The organism is Paenibacillus qinlingensis, from assembly GCF_013204845.1.
GTDB classification, from domain to species: Bacteria; Bacillota; Bacilli; order Paenibacillales; family NBRC-103111; genus Paenibacillus_E; species Paenibacillus_E qinlingensis.
Map to the genome: position 1 here is coordinate 616677 of NZ_JABMKY010000003.1, position 20832 is coordinate 637508.

The 20832-nt window shown below is 41.4% G+C and carries 16 protein-coding genes; 15 read left to right on the plus strand and 1 reads right to left on the minus strand.

Going from position 1 to position 20832, the window contains the following annotated elements; translation table 11 throughout:
- From HQN88_RS09575 to speD, 9 genes are all read left to right on the plus strand, one after another.
- A complete protein-coding gene (locus tag HQN88_RS09575) occupies positions 1 to 999 on the plus strand; it encodes a sugar ABC transporter substrate-binding protein (RefSeq protein WP_173110377.1) in 999 nt (332 codons plus the stop codon).
- Positions 980 to 2419, plus strand: a complete 1440-nt coding sequence (locus tag HQN88_RS09580; RefSeq protein WP_173110379.1) for a sensor histidine kinase — start codon at positions 980 to 982, stop codon at positions 2417 to 2419. The genes HQN88_RS09575 and HQN88_RS09580 overlap by 20 nt, the downstream gene beginning before the upstream one ends.
- Positions 2416 to 3990: a response regulator gene (locus HQN88_RS09585; RefSeq protein WP_173110381.1), complete on the plus strand. Its 1575-nt coding sequence runs from the start codon at positions 2416 to 2418 to the stop codon at positions 3988 to 3990. The genes HQN88_RS09580 and HQN88_RS09585 overlap by 4 nt, the downstream gene beginning before the upstream one ends.
- Before the next feature lie 101 nt (positions 3991 to 4091).
- Positions 4092 to 5162 (plus strand): D-xylose ABC transporter substrate-binding protein, encoded by a 1071-nt coding sequence (gene xylF, locus HQN88_RS09590; protein ID WP_173110512.1) that lies wholly within the window; start codon positions 4092 to 4094, stop codon positions 5160 to 5162.
- 112 nt (positions 5163 to 5274) lie between these two features.
- Positions 5275 to 6375 (plus strand): sugar ABC transporter substrate-binding protein, encoded by a 1101-nt coding sequence (locus HQN88_RS09595; protein WP_173110383.1) that lies wholly within the window; start codon positions 5275 to 5277, stop codon positions 6373 to 6375.
- Between the two features lie 93 nt (positions 6376 to 6468).
- Entirely contained in the window at positions 6469 to 7989 is a 1521-nt protein-coding gene (locus HQN88_RS09600) for an ATP-binding cassette domain-containing protein (protein ID WP_173110385.1), read from the plus strand.
- 11 nt (positions 7990 to 8000) lie between these two features.
- Positions 8001 to 9176, plus strand: a complete 1176-nt coding sequence (locus HQN88_RS09605) for a sugar ABC transporter permease (protein ID WP_171630935.1) — start codon at positions 8001 to 8003, stop codon at positions 9174 to 9176.
- 29 nt (positions 9177 to 9205) lie between these two features.
- Complete coding sequence (locus HQN88_RS09610; RefSeq protein ID WP_173110387.1) at positions 9206 to 9820, plus strand: hypothetical protein; 615 nt, start codon at positions 9206 to 9208, stop codon at positions 9818 to 9820.
- 109 nt (positions 9821 to 9929) lie between these two features.
- The gene (gene speD / locus HQN88_RS09615) at positions 9930 to 10742 is read left to right on the plus strand and encodes an adenosylmethionine decarboxylase (RefSeq protein ID WP_173110389.1); all 813 of its coding nucleotides are present in this window, start codon (positions 9930 to 9932) and stop codon (positions 10740 to 10742) included.
- Between the two features lie 383 nt (positions 10743 to 11125).
- Here speD and HQN88_RS09620 read toward each other — a convergent pair whose 3' ends face one another.
- Positions 11126 to 12079 (minus strand): serine hydrolase domain-containing protein, encoded by a 954-nt coding sequence (locus HQN88_RS09620; protein ID WP_173110391.1) that lies wholly within the window; start codon positions 12077 to 12079, stop codon positions 11126 to 11128.
- A 218-nt stretch (positions 12080 to 12297) separates the two neighbouring features.
- On the opposite strand from HQN88_RS09620, the gene HQN88_RS09625 reads away from it, so the two are divergent.
- From HQN88_RS09625 to HQN88_RS09650, 6 genes are read left to right on the plus strand one after another with little or no spacing between them, the layout of a single operon-like run.
- On the plus strand, positions 12298 to 13428 hold the full coding sequence (locus HQN88_RS09625; protein ID WP_173110393.1) for a hypothetical protein: 1131 nt from the start codon (positions 12298 to 12300) through the stop codon (positions 13426 to 13428).
- A 20-nt stretch (positions 13429 to 13448) separates the two neighbouring features.
- Positions 13449 to 14903 (plus strand): glycan biosynthesis hexose transferase WsfD, encoded by a 1455-nt coding sequence (wsfD, locus tag HQN88_RS09630; RefSeq protein WP_173110395.1) that lies wholly within the window; start codon positions 13449 to 13451, stop codon positions 14901 to 14903.
- Between the two features lie 40 nt (positions 14904 to 14943).
- Positions 14944 to 16509: a hypothetical protein gene (locus HQN88_RS09635; RefSeq protein ID WP_173110397.1), complete on the plus strand. Its 1566-nt coding sequence runs from the start codon at positions 14944 to 14946 to the stop codon at positions 16507 to 16509.
- The gene (locus HQN88_RS09640) at positions 16506 to 17756 is read left to right on the plus strand and encodes a glycosyltransferase family 2 protein (RefSeq protein ID WP_173110399.1); all 1251 of its coding nucleotides are present in this window, start codon (positions 16506 to 16508) and stop codon (positions 17754 to 17756) included. Before HQN88_RS09635 ends, HQN88_RS09640 begins: the two co-directional genes overlap by 4 nt.
- Positions 17757 to 17771: 15 nt before the next feature.
- A complete protein-coding gene (locus tag HQN88_RS09645; RefSeq protein WP_173110401.1) occupies positions 17772 to 19862 on the plus strand; it encodes a cellulose biosynthesis cyclic di-GMP-binding regulatory protein BcsB in 2091 nt (696 codons plus the stop codon).
- Positions 19859 to 20713 (plus strand): GGDEF domain-containing protein, encoded by an 855-nt coding sequence (locus HQN88_RS09650; protein WP_173110403.1) that lies wholly within the window; start codon positions 19859 to 19861, stop codon positions 20711 to 20713. Before HQN88_RS09645 ends, HQN88_RS09650 begins: the two co-directional genes overlap by 4 nt.
- Positions 20714 to 20832 lie beyond the last annotated feature (119 nt).

A 20832-nucleotide genomic window follows, 5' to 3' on the forward strand; every position in this document is an offset into this window, starting at 1 on the left:
ATGAAAAAATTGATTTTGATTACGATCATTGCCAGTAGTTTTGTTACGCTGTCATTTTCTTTCTACTATATGCTCAAGATTTATCAAAGTGATTTGAGTATGTCTACGGCAGGTGAGCCTATGGTGCATGAACATGCTGAACGTATTGTAATCATCTCACAGGAGCAAGGTAGCTTCATGATGAATGCCATTCAAAAAGGGGCACGCGAGGCGGCAGAAGAACATCATATCCAAATAGATTTCTGGGGTGTGTATCGTTCAAACTTGGAAGGCTTAATTAAGCAGATTGATATTGCAATCGCTTCCAAAGCGAGTGGGATAGTCGTAGAAGGTGTGGATCATCCAGATTTCAACCTCATGGTGAAGAAGGCGACAGAGAAAGGGATACCGATTATTACCATTAATTCCGATGCTCTGAGCAGCTTGCGCAAGTCCTATATCGGTTCTGATCATTATCAAGAAGGGATTATTATGGGGGAGTACATTGCGACCCAGTTGAATGGCAAAGGCGTAGTCGGCGTTATTAAGAATATGTCCTCACCATCAACGGATGATTTGCGCTTGAAAGGCCTGACTGAAGTTTTTAAAAAATACGATGGTTTGAAGGCAGTTATAGCTGTAAATGATCCTGAAATATCGCAACCCAAGATGCAAACGAATGATATTTTAAATAACTATCCGAACGTGACGGCATTTATTGGCCTGTCTTCAGAATCTGGGGAGAGTATTGTACAAGCAGCGCACTCACGCTCAAGATCCAAAGTATATCCGATTTTTCAATTCGATGATTCTCCGCAAACGATGATGCTTATAAAGAATGGGCAGGTGAAAGCCGGACTCTCGCAGCATTATGAAGATATGGGCATTCTAAGTGTTAATTTGATGAAACGTTGGTTAGATGCTGCACAGCTGCCGCTTGAGAACAGCTACTTCACACCGATTAGCGTGGTGACTTCATCTGGAGAAGAGGAGAAAGCGCTTGAAAACCATTCGAAGTAAAATGATGATGCTCTCGATCCTGATCTGGGTCATTATGGCGATTATATGGCTCTCTATGAGTATCTATAATCAGCGTACCGTAGAAAAGTATAATGAAATTCTTCAACGCTATATGCAAATGAATCAAGCCTCGCAATTAAGCCAGCAATCTTTAACCACTTTGAATAAATATCGGATGTCCCCTACCTTAGATAGTTTGAATCAATATGCCTCAGATAACAGCAGTCTTCTTCGAACAAAGACCGAGATGAGTTGGTTGCGAAATGCAAACAACACAATGCTGCTCGATAATTTGCAGAACATGCTGGAAAGTCAGGCAGAGGCGATGGATTTAGCCGTTCGTTTCCAAAAAGATAATGATGAAGAAAACGCAGCGAAACAATTTGACGAGGCGTCCAACATTTCCAAATATATTTCAGAAGCGACACTCACACTCATTAGCGGTGAACAGAACACTTATGATGCTTTCTACAGAAAGATTATTAAGCGAAGTGAAAATATAAAGAAAATGGGACTCTGGACGTTAGCGCTGGTTTCGTTGCTGCTTTTGCTGTTTTCCTATCGATTTGTCGATAGTGTGACACAGCCATTGCTGAAATTAACGCTGTCTGCGCGGGAATTGTCACGGGGGAATTTTAAAAACCCCATTGATTTAGGTAATAACGATGAAATATCCTTTCTGGCTAAAACGCTGGACAGCATGCGCTTGAAGATTGGTCATTTTATCGATGATATTCAAAGTAAAGCGCAATTGGAATACGATCTGCATCGGCATAAGCTCATGCTAAAGGAAAGCGAGCTGAAAAGTTTACAAAGTCAGATAAATCCCCATTTTCTTTTCAATACGTTAAATATGCTGTCGAAGGAAGCCTATTTGGCTGGCGCAGGAAAAACAAGCGAATTAATTAGCTCTGTAGCCGGTATGCTTAGATATAATCTCCGTAAGCTGGATAGCCGAGTGTCTTTAAAGGATGAGCTGGATGTACTTGAAGAGTATTTAACGATTCAGAAGGCTCGCTTTGGTGATCGGTTGCAAGTTGTTCGTGAAATTGATGAGGATGCATTGGGAATTGAACTACCTATTCTTATCTTGCAACCGCTTGCAGAGAATGCGTTTATTTATGCGATCGAACCATCCGAAGAGGGTGGCACCTTAACTATTCGAGTAAAGCAAGTAGAGCAATACATCCATGTTCAGGTGGAGGATACTGGGCAGGGCATGGATGAAGAGCAGTTACATCGATTATTATCACAATCCGAGAATTCCATCTATAGAGGCCATTCGACAGGGATAGGCATATGGAATGTGATTCATCGCTTACAGCTATTTTATGGGGTTGAAGAGATCATAGAGATAGAATCCCATCTAGGAGTTGGTACTTGTATTACATTGAAGCTGCCGAGGGGGCAAGTCGTATGATTCGTATGTTAATCGTGGATGATGAACCAATTGAGCGGATTGCGTTACAACGAATTATCGAAGAGGGTTCTCCAGACATAGAGGTCGTAGGCCAAGCAGCGAATGGCAGAGAAGCGATTGAAGCAGCAGAACGGTTGCAACCAGACTTTATTACGATGGATATTAAGATGCCAGGTATTAATGGACTTCAAGCGATAGAGAAGATTAGGGAGTCTAATAAAACGGTTAAGTTTATTGTTGTCACTGCATTTGACACGTTTGAGTTTGCTCAACAAGCCATTAAGTTAGGCGTCTATGATTATATGCTGAAACCAAGCCGGATTTCTGTTGTACTAGAGACGATTGGGCGGGTGGCCAATGAGATTAAAATGATTCAACAGGAGTTCGCAAATAGAAGCTTAGTGCAAGCACGACTGCAGAAGATGACGCCACTGGTAGAGGCAGATATTGTGGAGCAGTTACTATTTGATTATGTGCAGTCGGCTTCACTTGGTGAGATGATCGACTTAATTGAGCTTCCTAAGTCGCGAGAAGGTTTTGTGATGACCTTGCAATTCTCGCATGTTTCGGAGGAAGATGCACATTTGCGGGATTTTGATGATGTGTACCTGCAACTAAATGAATTAACCCTGGAGGTGTCCAATCCGATCTGGTTAGGGAAAATGTCAGGTAATCAAGTACCTGCAATTGTATTCATGGATGGTGAGTTCTCCTATCGGGCACAGGCAATAAATGCAGCAAAGAAATGGATCCAAGCTTTGGATACGAAGAGTGGATTTCGTCTTTTTATTGGCATAGGCGGATTATGTAATGATGTACGGGACATGCGTAAATCCTATCATGAGTCTTTGTTGGCTTCGATGGATAGCACGCTGGCTGTTCGTTACTGTCTGTATGAGAATCTGACGCGGGATGATATTCAAGCCATTGGCGGTCGGACAATTGAGATGGAGAAGAGTGTACTTGAAGAGATAAGACGCGGAAATCTAGAAGCAGCCGGAGATCGGATTGCCCAAATGATTGATATTTTCGAAGGCGCCAAGCAAGGCATTGGGATGTCTCAGCAACGAATTTTTGAAGTGTTAATTGTTGTGACGCGCATGTTGCAGGAAATGGGGATGGATGTTCAAACGCCTTATTTTCCCTATTCAACAACAAGCTATATACAACTGAAAGCGGAATCCCGATTGCTCATTCATAATTTAGTTCAGGTTGGAGAAGTTGTCGAAACGGATTTACTCCAAACAATGAAGTTGTATATCCAGAAGCATGCACATGAGGATCTATCCTTGGAACGGATTGCTGCTACGGTTGATCGGAACCCTTTCTATGTCAGTAAGCTGTTTAAAGAGCACTTCGGAATGAATTATATTGACTTTCTTACGGAATATCGGATCGAAACGGCTAAACAATTGATGCAGGAAACAGATAAAAGTCTTAAAGAAATTACATTTGAAGTGGGATATAACGATCCGAATTATTTCAGCCGCGTATTTAAAAAGTTAGTTGGACATTCGCCGACAGATTATCGGAAGATGTTGATTCGACCAACCAACAAGAAGCACAGTTGAGCAGATACTTACAACGTCAGTTTTCTGAAGAAAACTTTAAGGAGGGGTTGGGGCTGAAACATGTCAGTAAGAGGAGCGAAGTGGTTGGGATCACCGTAATTATGGCTTTCGTGCTATCGGCTTGCTCGTTCATCGGTACGAGCAGTAAGCCAACGGATTCAGCTAGCCCACAAATGGATAGTAAGCCAAGCCCCAATCGGATTATACAAACCGACAAGAAAGTGGTCGTTGGTTTATCGATCGATACGTTGTTAGAAGAACGGTGGCAGAAGGATCGGGATTTGTTCAAAGCCGCTGTAGAAAAGCTCGGAGCGCAAATTGAGGTGCAAGCCGCGAATGGCGATGATGCCTTGCAGCTTGCACAAGCGGAGAATTTGATTTCACGCGGTGTAGATGTGCTTGTTGTTGTACCTCACAACGCAGAAGTATCCGCAGCGATTGTTGAGAAGGCACACAAATCGGGGATCAAGGTCATTTCGTATGACCGATTGATTGTGGGTTCGGATGTCGATTTATATATTTCGTTCGATAATGAGAAAGCTGGCGAATTGCAAGCTAAAGCGATCGTGAAGAAGGCACCTAAGGGCAACTATGTCCTAATTGAAGGCGCGGATACAGACAACAATGCGCATATGTTCAAGAAAGGCCAAATGAACATTCTGAAGCCTCTCGTCGAGAAGGGTGATATCAATATCGTATTTGATCAAGCCACGAAGGAATGGAAGCCTGCTAATGCTCTAGCGAATATGGAGCGGGCTTTGATCGCTAATCAGAATAGAGTAGATGCGGTAGTTGCAGCGAATGACGCTACAGCAGGTGGCGTGATTCAAGCCCTGACAGCTCAGAAGATGGCAGGTCGCATACCCGTCTCAGGGCAAGATGCTGAACTTGCCGCAGCGCAGCGTATCGTCGAAGGTACGCAGACAATGACGGTGTATAAACCAATTAAAAAGCTTGCTGAAACCGCCGCTGAGCTTGCTGTGAAGATGGCGAAGGGCGAAAATGTCCATGCAGATAAAAAAGTAAACAATAAGAAAATTGATGTACCGTCCATTTTACTCGAACCGATTGCCGTGGACCAATGGAATATAGATGCCACGATCATTGCTGATGGCTTCCACTTGAGAGAAGAAGTATATAAAAATGTGATTCAAAGTCAAATGACAAAATAGTATAGCATTGTTAAAAAAAGTGCTAATATAAAGCGGTTACATTGGAAAATCCCGGTGATATACTCAGTTTGTAGTTGGCGCACAGCCAAAACAAATGAGAGGGGTATTACAAATGAAGCGAAGTGTGAAAGCGATTTCTTTGATGTTAGTAGTTATGTTTCTAGCCGTGATGGTTGCAGCATGTGGAAACTCCAGCAGCTCCAAAGTAAGCGTTGGAATTGTATTGCCTACCAAAGATGAGCCAAGATGGGTTCAAGATGAACAACGTTTCAAAGACGCTTTGAAAGGTTCGAAATATACAACAGAAATCTTATTCAGCCAAGGTTCATCAGCGAAAGAAAAGGAAAACGTTGACGCGTTGATTGCCAAAGGAATTAAAGTATTAATCATTTGTCCCCAAGACGGTGACGCAGCAGCAGCAGCTGTAGAATCAGCTAAGAAAGCTGGGATCCAAGTCATCTCTTACGACCGTTTGATTACGAAAACAGATGCAGTTAACTACTATGTGACTTTCGACAGTATTGCTGTGGGTAAAGCGCAAGCACAGTACTTAGTTGATAAAGCTAAAAAAGGTCAACCATTGTACCTGTATGCAGGTGCTGCATCTGACAATAATGCTTTCTTGTTCTTCGAAGGTGCATGGCAAGTGCTTCAACCGAAAATTGCTGATGGTACATTCAAAATTGCAAACTCCAGTGAGGCTGCTGCTTTGAAAGGAACTGCCAAATTAACTCGTGAGCAAATGAGTAAAATTATCGGTCAAGTCACGACAAACTGGGATGCGAACGAAGCGAAAAATAAAGCACAAACCCATTTGACAGCTGCTGCCGCAGACATGAAGGGCGATGTTGCCATTCTTGCTCCAAATGATGGAACTGCTCGCTCCATCGCGGATGTTTTTGCATCAGATAAAGCGGTTACAAAGTTCCTAGTTACAGGTCAAGATGCGGAGAAAGCATCCATTCAATATGTAATCGACGGCAAACAGTCAATGACGGTGTTCAAAGATGTTCGTACACTTGTTAAAGATGCGATGGGTATGGCTGTAGCGATCCTTGATGGTAAAACGCCTGAAACAACAGGATCTTATAACAATGGCAAAATTGATGTCAAAGCTAAACAAACGAATGTCATCGTCGTTGATAAAGCAAATGTGAAATCTGCACTTGTGGATTCTGCGTACTATCAAGCATCCGATTTCAAAGGCTTGTAGGTGTAAGATCACATAGCTTGGAAGGAATAGTGATAGATACGTCTATCACTATTCCTCTATTCCAAGAGTCGGTTGGCTAAGGAGCGCTAGAAGATGAATAAATATATCTTAGAAATGAACAACATTTCCAAAGAATTCACGGGTGTGAAAGCACTTGCTAACGTTAATTTTAAAGTGAACACAGGCGAAATTCATTGTTTGGTTGGTGAAAATGGCGCGGGCAAGTCGACCTTAATGAAGGTGCTTAGCGGTGTATACCCACACGGCACTTACTCCGGAGATATTGTTTTTGAGGGCAAGATTCAACAATTCTCAAAAATCAGTGACAGTGTTAAGACTGGCATTGCCATTATTTATCAAGAGTTAGCGCTATTCCCCGACCTCACGGTGTACGAGAACATATATGCTGGCAACGAAGTGAGAAAAGGCATCATGGTTGATTGGAATCAAACGATTCGTCAAGCCAAAGAAATGCTTCAGAAGGTGAAGCTGGATGTGAACCCTGAGGTTCTTGTTAAAGATTTAGGCGTCGGTAAGCAACAACTTGTTGAAATTGCCAAAGCGTTAAGTAAAGATGTGAAGCTGCTCATTCTGGACGAACCGACAGCGGCACTCAATGAAAAAGAAAGTGAAAACTTGCTCGAGTTATTGCGAGAGCTCAAAAAGCAAGGCATCACGAGCATCATGATTTCGCATAAACTCAAAGAAGTGACGGCGATTGCCGATCATATAACTGTTTTAAGGGATGGTAGAACAATATGTACGTTAGATGCTGCTAAGGGTGAGATTTCGGAAAGTGTCATTATTAAAAACATGGTAGGTCGCGAGATCGACGATATATATCCGAAACGAATGGCCAAATCATTCGGTACGAACATTCTTGAGATTCAAAACTGGACGGCGTATGATCCACAGTTGGGTCGGGACGTTGTGAAAGATGTGAATTTGCATATTAAAAAGGGTGAGATTGTCGGTATTGCTGGATTAATGGGCTCGGGCCGAACGGAGTTGGCGCAAAGTATATTTGGAAATCCCAAAGCGTATAAGCTCCGTGGAGACCTCCTCATGGAAGGTGTGAAACAAACATTCAGCCATCCGAAGGATGCCATTAAGGCAGGAATTGCGTATGTTACGGAAGATCGAAAAGGGGACGGATTGTTCCTTATCCAAGATATTAAGCAAAACATCGCCGTTGCCAACCTGCATGACATTTCAGAAAAAGGCATCATTAATCATAATGAAGAAGTGAAAATTTCTAATCATTACAAGCAATCATTAAATATTAAAGCGCCTTCCGTGGAACAAATCGTTGGTAATTTGAGCGGGGGAAATCAACAAAAAGTATCACTGGGCAAATGGTTATTTGTGAATCCGAGCTTGCTCATCTTAGATGAACCTACGCGTGGTATCGATGTTGGAGCTAAATATGAGATTTATACGATTATGAATAAGCTGATCAGTGAAGGTATGAGCATTATCATGATTTCATCGGAGCTTAGTGAAGTCTTGGGGATGAGTGACCGTGTCTATGTCATGGCCGAAGGTAAAATAAAAGGCGAGCTATCCATTGAAGATGCAGATCAAGAAATGATTATGAAGCTTGCGACGCAATAGGAGGAAGACCCGTGCAATTTTATAGTGAAGCGAAATCGCTAATTAAAGTGAATATTCGGGAATATGGGATGTATATTGCCCTGTTCATCATCATGTTGACGTTCTCCATCATGACAGATGGATTATTTATGTCATCGCGAAATATAAGTAATCTGATAGACGCAACGGGGTATATTGCCGTTCTAGCCGTAGGCATGACACTTGTCATTGTCATCCGGCATATTGATTTATCCGTTGGATTTGCGGCAGGGTTTCTAGGCGCTATTGCTGCCGTACTCCTCTCACAAGCTGGTGTTCCCTTCTATATCACGATTCCAATCATTCTCGTCCTCGGTATCATTGTAGGGTTATTCAATGGGTTATTGGTTGCGCAGTTCGGTATTCCGTCCTTCGTAGCCTCACTTGCGGGCATGTTGATTTTCAGAGGGGCACTGTTGCGTGTAACGGAGAAAACGGGCACGATCATTGTGAAAGATGAGAACTTTAATGCCATCGGTAACGGCTTCATCCCCGCTATTACTAAGGTAGGAGGATTAAATCTGCTCTCCTTAATTCTGGGAGCGGTTATGATTATTCTGTACATTTATAGTGAATTTTCAAAACGAAATAACAAGTTGAAATACAATTTTGAAGTAGTTTCTGCGAACATTTTCACCGTGAAAGTTATTTTCGTTTCCGCGATCATTGCCTATATTACATGGATTCTAGCCGGATATAACGGATTTTCCTGGACGGTCATCGTGGTTATGATTGTGGTTGCTGTGTACCACTTCCTGACGACTTCAACGGTACTTGGCAGACACATATATGCGGTCGGCAGTAATCCAGAGGCAGCAAATCTGAGCGGAATTAGCGTGAAAAAGATCACGTATATCGTATTCGGTTCGATGGGCATGCTCTCAGCACTTTCTGGGATCCTCTTTACGGCGCGGTTGCAATCTGCAACAACAACGGCAGGAACATTATTCGAGCTTGACGCGATCGCTGCGGCTTATGTTGGCGGTGTCTCCGCTGCAGGCGGCGTTGGTAAAGTAACGGGTTCGATTATCGGCGCCATTGTAATGGCTTCCTTATCGAGTGGGATGAATCTCATGGGAATAGGGATTTCATATCAATACATGATTCGTGGTGCAGTATTGGCCATTGCGGTTATTTTCGATGTTGTGACGAGAAAGAAGAGAGCTTAACGGATGGTGGCGCAAAGGAGGGATATCGAATGGCTATTTACACGCCACAGGGGCTCAAAATAAGTCTGGACGTTCCAACAAGCTTTGGTCTTATGGCGAGATTGTACCCGGAAATCAAACCGGCAAGCATTCTCAAAACCACGGAGTCCATAAGTGTGATGACTTCATCATTAGGTTTTGTCACCGGTATTTTGTGCTTTGCGCTGCAGTTAAGCCCTTCAAATATTGCAATATGTACCTTGTTTGCTATGACGGTGGGTATCTTACTCACATTTAGTGGCATTGTGTTGTTCCCATTTCTACAGTTAGGAGCTATGTTTTCGCATATATATGGACTTTTTCTCCCGACGCTGATTGCCGTGGCAATTGGTTTCGTATTGACGGGGTGGACTGGCGTTGCCTCTTATATGGTCTCTCGCTTAGTAGCGTCAACAGTTTCTATTCTCGTTGGCATTGGGTTTACGCGGCTATCAGTTATCGATAAGGGAAGTCCGATTAGCTCAGCGGAAAGAAATTTTTTCAATGCTTATCGTTATCATGCTTTGCAAATAGGAAAATCGACGAGCCTGGAACTGTCAAAAGACGAGTTACATGAGGCATATTGGAGTAAAACCTATCAAGATTATGACGATGCTCGTAGATGATGTATTTGTTAGCATGGAATAAAAGCGACTCCGACATACCATCCTATGTGTAGCAGCTGTTTAATATTTGTGTAAGCAGTTTATAGTTTACACATAGGGGGGGATTTACTTGAAATTAACTTCGGAGCAGATGATCACGCTGCACGGCTTTAATAATTTAACCAAATCGCTAAGTTTTAATATGTACGATATCTGCTTCACCAAAACAAGAGAAGAGCGCGAAGCCTACATAGCTTATATTGATAAGCAATATAATGCGGATCGTTTGACAGCTTTATTGAACACAGTTGCCGACATTATTGGGGCGCACGTCTTGAATATAGCGAAGCAGGATTATGTTCCACAAGGAGCTAGCGTAACTATGCTGGTGTCTGAAGGTCCAATTGAACAGGAACCAAGTGAATCATTCGAAGAATCGCCTGGTCCGCTGCCAGACGCGGTGGTTATGCATCTCAATACGAGTCACATTACCGTCCACACGTATCCTGAATATCACCCGGATGAGGGAATTAGCACCTTCCGAGCAGATATTGATGTCTCAACGTGTGGAGAAATATCGCCGCTTAAAGCATTGAATTTCCTTATTCGTTCTTTCGATAATGATATCCTGACGATGGATTATAGAGTAAGAGGGTTCACGCGCGATATCAGCGGCCACAAGCTATTCATTGATCATGAGATCAGCTCCATACAAAATTACATTCCTGAGGAAATTCAAGATTTATATCAGATGATCGATGTGAACGTGTACCAAGAAAATATTTTCCATACGAAATGTAAGCTTCGTGAGTTTGATTTGAACAATTATTTGTTCGGTTATTCCAAGGATACGCTCAGCACGGAAGAACAGCTAGAAATCGAGAAAAGCGTCAAATGGGAGATGGATGAGATCTTCTATGGGAAAAATATGATTTTTAATTGAATAATAAAAAGGGTTTGGAAGCAGGGAAGACTGCTCCAAACCCTTTTCGTATTTGATAAGAGTCAGAGTTTTTCTTCCTCTAATTTCTGAGGTAAAAAGATGTATTTCCTCCAGTTAATTCGTGGGAACTCCCTTGTTTTTTCGTAATAAATGGATTTTATCCATTTAAATTCAAGCATATTTGACGAAATGATCGAATGAGAGAGAAATAACTACATATTTTCCATTAATATTGAAATTTAGGGTAGATATCGCTAGATTAGCTGTACAATTTCCAGTTATTTATATTATCAAACTAAGGAAACTAGTTAAACTCATCATCCTCTACGAACCCCTTCATCAAACGTACCCAGCCCCCCAAAGCATCAGCCATTCCAGAGTTCTTATTCAACTAGCTCCATCAGATGAGGTGCCACGGATTTACGGAATACTTGCAGAGGAATTTTGCTCTTTTTTCGTTGGTCATTGGTTAATACAACAACGGTTTCAATAGAAGGAAGGATATAAATACACTGGCCACCGAATCCATACGCGTTAAAATAATTTAGCGGTTGTAGGGAAGAGGCGTTATCTGCTCGATCTGGGTAAGTGTCTGTCCACCAATGCCAGCCATAACTGCCGCGGCGAGGAGCCTCCGCACGTACTGCAGGTTGCGTGGAAAGAGCGACAAGTTCTTGGGAAATAAGTTGAGTATTTCCCCATTTTCCTTGCTGCAGATAGAGTTGGCCAAATTTGAGCATATCTATGGGGCGAAGTGACAATCCGAAGCCACCCGTATGAATGCCTTGAGGGTCCTGTTCCCAACTATACGATTCAATGCCAAGTGGCTTGAATAGGCTTAACTCGGCATAACGAGCCACTGACATGCCAGTGGCTTGGACTAGAATCGCAGATAATAATTGGGACCCTCCAGAATTATAAGACATTTTCGTACCCGGTAAATCGGATAAGGGTTGATCTAACACGAAATTGACCCAGTTTGGCGTCCTTGTCATGCGGGGAAACGAATTTTGTCCACCAAATTCTGTCCAATCTAAGCCTGAAGTCATTGTTAATAAATGCAGCAGTGTTATTTCACTTTTAGGTGATGCTTTATCCTTCGCTAACTGTGGAAAAAAAACGGATGCAGGTGTTGCTGAAAGTGGCAATAACCCTTGATCCATGGCGATACAACAGAGAGCAGAGAGGATGCTTTTGGTACAGGAATTGATTTTGGCGACAGTATCAGCGAGAAGGGGTTCTCGGTACTGCTCGAAAATGATCTGACCCCTGTGGCTGATGACACAACTTACGAGATTGGCTGGTTCTAAATCTTCGATTAAATTTGAAAAGTTCATGACATCCTTCTTTTTATTTCGACATATTTCTTGTTTTAGGGAGGATTTACCTTTTGATCGGTTAGTTCCATGTGATAAACTACAACTAACTAAGCTAATTTCGTGCACAATACAACTTCTAGATAAAGAGATTTCACCTCAGATGTAGTGTGTAGTCTTTTTATCATACCATTCGACGTTTTTTCTGGAAATGATTGTGTTAGGAGCTGCCGGAATACATGAAAATTTTCAGGTATTTAGGACTGATCAGTCTCGGGTTGATTAGTCTCTACGTGATTTATTATGTGATAAATTTTATGTTTGGAGATGCGCCGAGATTGCAGCGGCAATTAAGTAGTCAGTTTGGTCAGACCATGCAAGTAACGGAAAATCGCAACTTATTAGTGGGTTTCATGACGGACAAGCTCACAAGTAAGCATGGTATTTATACAAATCTGAAGGATACGGATCAAATAGGTGCTGCTGCTTCTGGTCATGAAGTTCTAAGTGAATCCGCGGGTCTCCTTATGCGTTATTATACGCTCACTGGTCAGAAAGATAAGTTTGATGAGCAGTGGCAGCAAGCTAAACAAGTATTTGATACACCATTTGGATTCAGCTATCGGTACAGTCCTCAAAGGAATAAACAATATCCAATGAATGCAATTGTAGATGATTTGCGTATCATTCGAGCACTCGATGAAGCTTCTGTCGCTTTTGGGACTAAGAATTACAGAGAGGAAGCGCAGAGTTACGGAAAGCGACTTTATCAATACAATGTTGTGAATGGACAAATGCGAGACTTCTATGATCCAACCTATAAAATGACAAATTCATTTATAACCTTGTGCTACATCGATGGAGCATCTCTGGATCTTATACCGCTATCACGCAAAAAGAAGGCGCAACTTGAAGATAGTATGCTGCAAATTGCGCAAGAAGGTTATTTGTCGGATTCATTTCCATTTTACCAAACTCGCTACGATTTTGATAAGAAGGGCTATCAATCCGAACAGATAAACACGGTAGAATCGTTACTAACGATTCTAAACCTAGCTGAAGTTAAGTTGGAACAGCCAGCGAGTATCCGGTATATCAAAGATCAGGTCAAAGCTGGAACCTTATACGGTCAGTATGATCGGGATGGAAAACCTCTGAACGAGGTAAGGTCAACTGCCATTTATGCGATATCAGCTATGATTGGATCAGTTATCAAAGATCAAGAGCTTTATGCCGATAGTATTCTTAAGATGAATGAATTTCAAATCCATGATGCACAAAGTCCGCTGCATGGTGGTTTTGGAGATATTAATGCTGCGCAAGCTTATTCTTTCGATAATTTAATGGCACTTCTAGCTTACACCTACTGATCAGAAAGGAGTGCGATCACATGTGGAACAATCGTTTCATCCAAATGTTGCTGCGCAAAGTGTCCCCAGCTGCTTTCGCTGCGATCGTCGTGTTCGTAATTACTGTGATCGCACTATTTACGCCCCCCTATATTGGAATGGCTGATAATGGGGATTATGCTCGAATTCTGAATGGTCTTTACGTGAAAGATCCGGATTATACAAGCCAATACTTTGGTTATTTTGTTAAAACCTTCGGTATTTTTCAGTACTTTAACGAGAATAGTGCTTCTATATTTTCCACTCAAACATTTTTCATGAAAGCGGCAATTTTCATCAATCAACTATTCTATCGTGAAGATACTTTTGATATTCGTTTTCAAGCTGGTATGTACTTATTGTTATATGTTGGAGCTATTTATTTACTAGTTGAAGCTTTGACTTGGAAAGTATCAAAGAAACTAGGCTATGTAATGGCTGCAATCGTTATTTTTATACTAGGCGACACTGGATATACGGCATATTTTAGTTCTTTTTATGGTGAGAGTGTAGTGCTTATTATGAGTGTTTATATGGTTTCTTTTGGATTTTTACTTTATCGGAAAAGATATAATGATTACCTTATGATGATATTATTTATCCTTAGTGCCATGATTTTGACGGCTAGCAAACAGCAAAATGCGCCTGTTGGTATGATTGCTGCACCGATTGGTGTCTTTTTCATTTATATACGGAAGAATGCCCTATATCGCATAATAACTACGATTTTACTCATCGCCTTGTTAGGTGTTGGTGTTGGCACGTATGTGCTCATTCCGAAGGAGTTTGTCAATATTAACAAATACCATGCCATGACGCGCGGTGTCCTTATGGGTGCAGTGGATCCAGAGAAGACCTTAAAGAGCTTTGACATCGATAAGCAATACGCGATATTGAATGAAACGGAATACTTCGATGCCTACACGACTGTAAATGTGGAGTCTGATATTCTACAGGATCAGTTCTATAGTAAATATGGTTTCGTCTCCATTTTGACCTATTATATAACACATCCTAACCAAGCTGGTCAGATGTTGAACTTAGCTGCACGTGATGGTTTCAGTATCCGTCCAAACGCAATGGGGAATTATGAACGCATTGCGGGCAAGCCATTTGGAGAACAAACAATGTTCTTCTCGGGCTACAGTTTATTAAAGAAAGCTATTGCACCCAAAACGTTTGGTTTTGTTTTACTATGGATTTTAACTATTCTTGGACTTTACATGCCTTCATTTATTTCCGCGATTAGGTCACGTTCATGGAGAAATGCAATCAGGTTGCCGTTAATATTGATGTTAATAGGGATTGGGCTTTCAGGAATTTTCGTCTCTATCATTGGTGCTGGAGATGCGGATCTTGCCAAACATGAATTTTTATTCACATTAATTTTTGATCTCGTGTCTTTGATTACCATTATTGATCTCATTTCCAAAAGGCTATGGAGCCAAGAAACTTAGTTTTGCTTGGTTGATATCGCGGGGAGAGGGGGATGTGAGTATGTTTAATCGATACAAAGCAGGCACTTCGATATTGCTATTATGTAATCTACTACTTTTTCTATGCTTTCCCAAAATAATTTCTGCCAATCAAGCGGAGACAGTGCCGGTGTTAATTGTGTACGATAGCTTAGCTAAAGGAACACCGTTTGAAGGTAATATAGACGCTATACAACGTATCCTGGCATCGTTAAATGCTCAAGTAACAATAACTTCTTATGATAAATATGAAGCAGGAATGATTAACAAATTCAATAAAGTTATTAACATTAGTAATTTGGAAGATGTTTCACATTCACCTGAAATATTTAACCGTGATATGAATAGCTACTTTGGGGATTATATGCATATCGGGTATCAACTCCCACAACAAGTTCGACAAGAAATGGGAATAGAGGTACAAAAGCAAGCTACAGATACGCTAAAAATTACAATTGATCAACTCACACAAGATTCAATAATGGCAACGAATATCTCGTATATGGCAAAGTACAAGGGGACCCCTTATGGCACTATTGTTTTTGATAATGGGAAAGCTAGCTATCCTTATGGGGTCATTCAAGGTAACAACGCTTTTATCCCATACATGGTAAAAGGGAATCTAAGTGAACTGGCAGCATCCTATGTATTGAAGGATTGGTTACATCTAAGTAAGATAGGGCAGAATTATGTTTTGCTAAATGAAATCTATCCTTTCTCAGATCTGGATTTACTTAATGAAGCAGCAGATCGTTTATATAATGCCGGTATACCATTCATTGCAAGTGTGCAACCAGTATTTAGCAATTTCCAATTTCCTGCGATGCAACGATATTTGGAGACACTGAAGCATATTCAATCGAGAAACGGAAGTATCGTAGTGAATGCACCGGTAGTTGCTTCTACAATTAGCCCAGATATTGCCGGATTAAACCTGCAGTTGAGTTCTTTTCTCGATGCCTTAGCAGAATACCAGGTTGTTCCACTAGGTATTGGTTCCGAATTATATTGGACATATGATCAACATTATTCAGAGCATGGCTTGTCTATTTTTGATTCAGGCATTCTTTATGACAATCGTAATATCAGATATCATACGCAAAGAAACAATTCAAGTGTGTTCCAATCCGCGATGTATACAATCAATGGTAAAGATTTAAACACATATATGAAATCGAATAAAACACTTAATTCCTTACCAATGGATACCGCATTCATCTATCCCTTTCCTGAAGATCGCCAAGAATTGGAAGCAACACTGGACACTTTACTAACAAGTTGGACGACATTTGCCGATTATAAAAATGGGGAGCATATTGTGCGGACGGAAAAGAACGTATTATCCTCGCACAGGGGCCACTTGCAAATCAATGGAGAACCTATCGCCTTAAACAATAAGGTCGCCGAGATCGACTCTGATCATATCTATGTGCAAGAAGTAAAGAAGAGTTTTACGACCTTATTTTCGGTGCAAAATAATATTTTCATTGTTCTTATTTTAGGAACGTTGCTTGTTTTTATGGTATTTCTCATTATTGGATATCGTTTGTACAAACGAAAATTTACCCATCAGGAGAGGTCATTATGACAATTGCAGATATATTGATGCTAATCTCCGTCTTCTGTATATGGTCACTTTTATTGGTTAATGTGATTCTGATCGTTGCAGGCTACTTGTACTATATTCAAATCGAGAACAAACCTGTTGCACCTCTAGAGGGTGAGCCTCCCTTTGTTAGCATTATGGTACCTGCACACAATGAGGCAAAGGTCATTACAAAGACAGTGGAATCCTTACTCGCACTATCGTATCCGCATGATCGCTATGAGATTATTGTCATTAATGATAATTCCTCTGATAATAGTAGTGTGCTTTTGGGGAATCTCCAAGCCAGGTATCCCGGGCGCAATCTGATCATCTTGAATACCGATAATGTAATTGGTGGCAAAGGGAAGTCCAACGCTTTGAATCTAGGGTTTAAACAGAGCAAGGGAGAACTTATTGCGATCTATGATGCTGACAATACCCCGGAGAAAACGGCATTAACGTATCTCGTATCGGAAATTACACATGATGCAACCTTAGGCGCTGTCATTGGAAAATTTCGAACACGTAATCGTGATGCAAGCCTCTTGACTCGGTTTATTAATGTTGAAACCTTATCATTCCAGTGGATGGCACAAGCAGGAAGATGGAAGTTATTCAAACTGTGTACGATTCCAGGCACGAATTTTATTGTTCGGCGTTCAATCATCGAGCAAATGGGTGGCTGGGATGTGAAGGCAATTGCAGAGGATACGGAAATTAGCTTCCGCATCTACTTAATGGGATACAAAATTAAGTTCCAACCGAAGTCAGTCACTTGGGAGCAAGAGCCCCAAACAGTCAAGGTTTGGTTTAAGCAGCGAACAAGGTGGGCGAAGGGAAATATTTATGTCATCGTCAAAAACATCCCCTTACTGTTCAAACGATCAGCACGAAACATTCATTTTGATATTTTATACTATCTCTCCATCTATGTGTTGTTGCTAACCTCGCTTGTCATGTCCGATTTACTACTCATCCTGCATGCTTTGGGTTATGTAAGTACAACCATTGCTAGTTTTAGCTCTTTCTTGTGGGGGCTGGCCATTATTCTATTCATTGTAGGCACGTTTATAACACTTGTCACAGAAAAAGGTGAAATGAAGCTTTCTAATGTATGGATTATTATGCTCATGTACGTATCTTACTGCCAGATGTGGATGGTAGTTGCAGCTTATGGCATGTACGCATATTTGAAGGATTTGGTTTTCAAGCGAGAAGCTAAATGGTATAAAACCGAAAGGTATTAGATTGGGGAGACATTTATGAAGAAACGATGGCTGTTGATTTCGACCGTTTGTCTATTATCTCTGTTTACTGCGGTCAGCTCCTCAGCGTGGGCGGAAGAGCTTTCAACAACTGCGAATAAACAATACCAAACTAATTTTGCAGACACGTCGTTGCTGGGAGGCGTGACTTATACGCAGCAATACTTTCAGATTGAAGATTATTGGAACGTAACAAGTGTTGAAGTTCATCTCGATTATGAGATTTCTAAACTCCTGCAGAATGAACGATCGAGTGTAACGTTATCGATAAATGGAGTGCCATTCCACTCCTTTCGTCCGCTTATTCAAGAAACGAAACAACAACAGTTGACCGTCCTTGTTCCCGTTTCGTATCTCGTGAAAGGCGTGAATACGCTAACGATTCAAGGGAATTTCGAAACAACTTTGCCGCTCGCAGTCAATGCTTGCTTGCCAACGGCTACGCGAGATAATTGGTTGCAAATTGCCAAAACCTCCCGTATTTCTGTGAATTATGCAAACACGGCCATTCAAAAGAATATCGGGGATTTCAATGAACATTTTATCGGGCTGGATACGATCAAAGAGGGTCTGAATGCAATCCTTGTCACTGAAGGGGAAAGTAACTTAGCCGTGCTTGAGTCGGCAACCTACGCGCTTTCTGGATTCGCTAAGGTGAATCCTATTTCCGATAAGGGCATTCCAATTGCTGCTTATAGTGCTGATAGTATGAAAACTAAGCAGGCTATAATACTCATCTCCTTCTATAACGATCTACCTGAAGAAGTGAAATCAACGATTCCGGCGAATGATCTGGATAGCAAGGCCTTAATTAAATTGGTCACCTTTGCGGGAAAACCGACCTTGGTAGTCACTTCAACGGATACCGCTTTACTGGTGAAAGCGGGACGATTCATAGGTAATCAGTCATTGCTGAGTCAATTGGACACCGATACCAAAGTAGTCGATGCCACAACAGAGGTAGAATCCCCTACAGTGAGTATTAGCCGTAACATGACGTTAACAGAAACAGGAGATAAGATTGTTGGTGATCGCCATCGCGAGAAGGCGTATTTCATTTCACTTCCAGGTAACCGTTCGATCGCCGACGCGAGCAAGCTGAGCGTTAAGTATCGTTACGCGAAAAATCTAGATTTCGATCGATCTATGGTTACGCTCCTTATCAATGATACACCGATTGGTAGCAAGCGCTTGTCTATGGAGCTCGCAGACAATGATCATATTGATATTGCTATCCCCAAAACACTGAATATTAGCGGGAATTTCACAGTAAAAGTAGCCTTCGATTTGGAACTCAAAAATGCAGGCTGTATTGAGAATCAAGATCAAATGCCATGGGCGTTTGTAGATAAGGATTCCATGTTACAGTTAAATACCAAAGATAAAGCGGATATGCTGTTTAACAATTACCCTTATCCATTTCTGAGAGATGGCAGCTATAATCAGTTGGCGGTCGTACTGCCTAAACAGCATGATACATATGTATATCAAACGATTTCGAACATTTTTAATTTATTAGGGCGTTATGCGCAGACCAATACAGGGGAAGTACTTTTTTATCAAGATAATGTCGCGGCTTCACAATTAAAAAACCGCGAGATCATCACCATTGGTAGTTACCAGAATAATCAAGTTATCCGTAATAATAACGACAAGTTATATTTTAAATATGATAAAAGTGGTACAGGCTTTGTCTCTAATGAAAAAATGAGTATTGAAGCAAATTATGGTACACGCATTGGTTCGTTGCAATTGATAGATTCACCTTATGGCAACGGCTTCGGGCTGCTAGCTGTCACAGGAAGCAGTTCGGAGTACGTTTATCTGGCCTCTAAACTTATCGGCTCGGAAGGTACATTGTGGAAAGTATTCGGCGATGGAGCTGTTACCGACATTGACGGGCAAATCAATGCTTTTCGTTTTAAGAAAATAACGACGACGGAGCCATCTACGGTATTGAGTGATGTCATGGATCGTAAAGATTTGCTGGGTTTCATGGTAGCCGTTGTTCTTGTTGCTTTATTGGTTATTCTCTCGCTTATCCTGCTCATTCGTAAATACCGAGAGAAGCGGAGGGATCGAGGATGAGGCGTTTACAAAGCAATATGGTTTCAGATGGCGCATTTATTTTCCTGATTATTGTCTGTTTTGTATGTATTGTATTTACCGCGGGAAATCCTAATCTCTATATCCAAAATATTATTTTCTTGAACCTCGCATTCTTAATTGCGATTGTGACCTACTTTACAAATGTGACAACGGGATTGATTTTGAATATCCTGTTCATCTTCGGTTATGGAACATTCACGTTGTATCAAACGGTGGTTGTCGGGGGAGTAGTTGGACCCCAGAACTATTTCTGGCTCATCATGACGCCACTGTTTACGATCTCAACATGGCTTCTTACTTATGGAAATCGCCAGCTTCAGTTGGAAAATGAACAATTGCAGAAGGCCAACAAATCTCTTGCAACGGTAGATGCCAAAACGAGTTTAAAGAATACTTTTTCATTTCAATCCGATGCTACCATCTTCATGGCGCTGTCGGTTCGCTATAACATCCCTTTAACACTTCTGGTTTTCAGCGTGAAATACTGGGATGAAATACGGCGTATTATCGGGGAAGAGCAACTGATGGAGGCCGTACTTGATCTATCACAGATGAGTCAAACTAGCATACGTACAAATGATTCCCTCTATTTGCTTAATAAGGAAAATCCCATGTGGGGCATGCTGTTATTCACAGATCGACCTGGGGCTTCTATCGTAATTGATCGATTGAGGAATAGCGTGGAGGAGCGTAATAGGAATGAGTACAGGGAGAAATACCGAGTTGAGCTTATTTTGAAGATGGGCGCGATTGAGTATTCTGCTAAGGAAGTTCCGAATCCGTTGGAGTTTATTACGTTGGCGAAGAAACAGTTGGAATTTGATGTCTAGCTATAAGGTACAGATCTCAGTTATTGAGGATCTGTACCTTTTTTTTATGATGATTAACAAGTGAGAAGTATGCAAATACTACTTGAGAACTATTAGCATAAATGGAAGGGAGGATACGA

What these genes read in the sequence shown, in the direction of transcription:
- HQN88_RS09585 (WP_173110381.1), top strand. Translation starts at nt 2,416, where the DNA reads ATGATTCGTATGTTAATCGTGGATGATGAACCAATTGAGCGGATTGCG.
- HQN88_RS09575 (WP_173110377.1), top strand. Translation starts at nt 1, where the DNA reads ATGAAAAAATTGATTTTGATTACGATCATTGCCAGTAGTTTTGTTACG.
- HQN88_RS09625 (WP_173110393.1), top strand. Translation starts at nt 12,298, where the DNA reads ATGAAAATTTTCAGGTATTTAGGACTGATCAGTCTCGGGTTGATTAGT.
- HQN88_RS09635 (WP_173110397.1), top strand. Translation starts at nt 14,944, where the DNA reads ATGTTTAATCGATACAAAGCAGGCACTTCGATATTGCTATTATGTAAT.
- HQN88_RS09610 (WP_173110387.1), top strand. Translation starts at nt 9,206, where the DNA reads ATGGCTATTTACACGCCACAGGGGCTCAAAATAAGTCTGGACGTTCCA.
- xylF (WP_173110512.1), top strand. Translation starts at nt 4,092, where the DNA reads ATGGCTTTCGTGCTATCGGCTTGCTCGTTCATCGGTACGAGCAGTAAG.
- HQN88_RS09650 (WP_173110403.1), top strand. Translation starts at nt 19,859, where the DNA reads ATGAGGCGTTTACAAAGCAATATGGTTTCAGATGGCGCATTTATTTTC.
- HQN88_RS09645 (WP_173110401.1), top strand. Translation starts at nt 17,772, where the DNA reads ATGAAGAAACGATGGCTGTTGATTTCGACCGTTTGTCTATTATCTCTG.
- HQN88_RS09595 (WP_173110383.1), top strand. Translation starts at nt 5,275, where the DNA reads ATGAAGCGAAGTGTGAAAGCGATTTCTTTGATGTTAGTAGTTATGTTT.
- wsfD (WP_173110395.1), top strand. Translation starts at nt 13,449, where the DNA reads ATGTGGAACAATCGTTTCATCCAAATGTTGCTGCGCAAAGTGTCCCCA.
- HQN88_RS09600 (WP_173110385.1), top strand. Translation starts at nt 6,469, where the DNA reads ATGAATAAATATATCTTAGAAATGAACAACATTTCCAAAGAATTCACG.
- HQN88_RS09620 (WP_173110391.1), bottom strand. Translation starts at nt 12,079, where the DNA reads ATGAACTTTTCAAATTTAATCGAAGATTTAGAACCAGCCAATCTCGTA.
- HQN88_RS09640 (WP_173110399.1), top strand. Translation starts at nt 16,506, where the DNA reads ATGACAATTGCAGATATATTGATGCTAATCTCCGTCTTCTGTATATGG.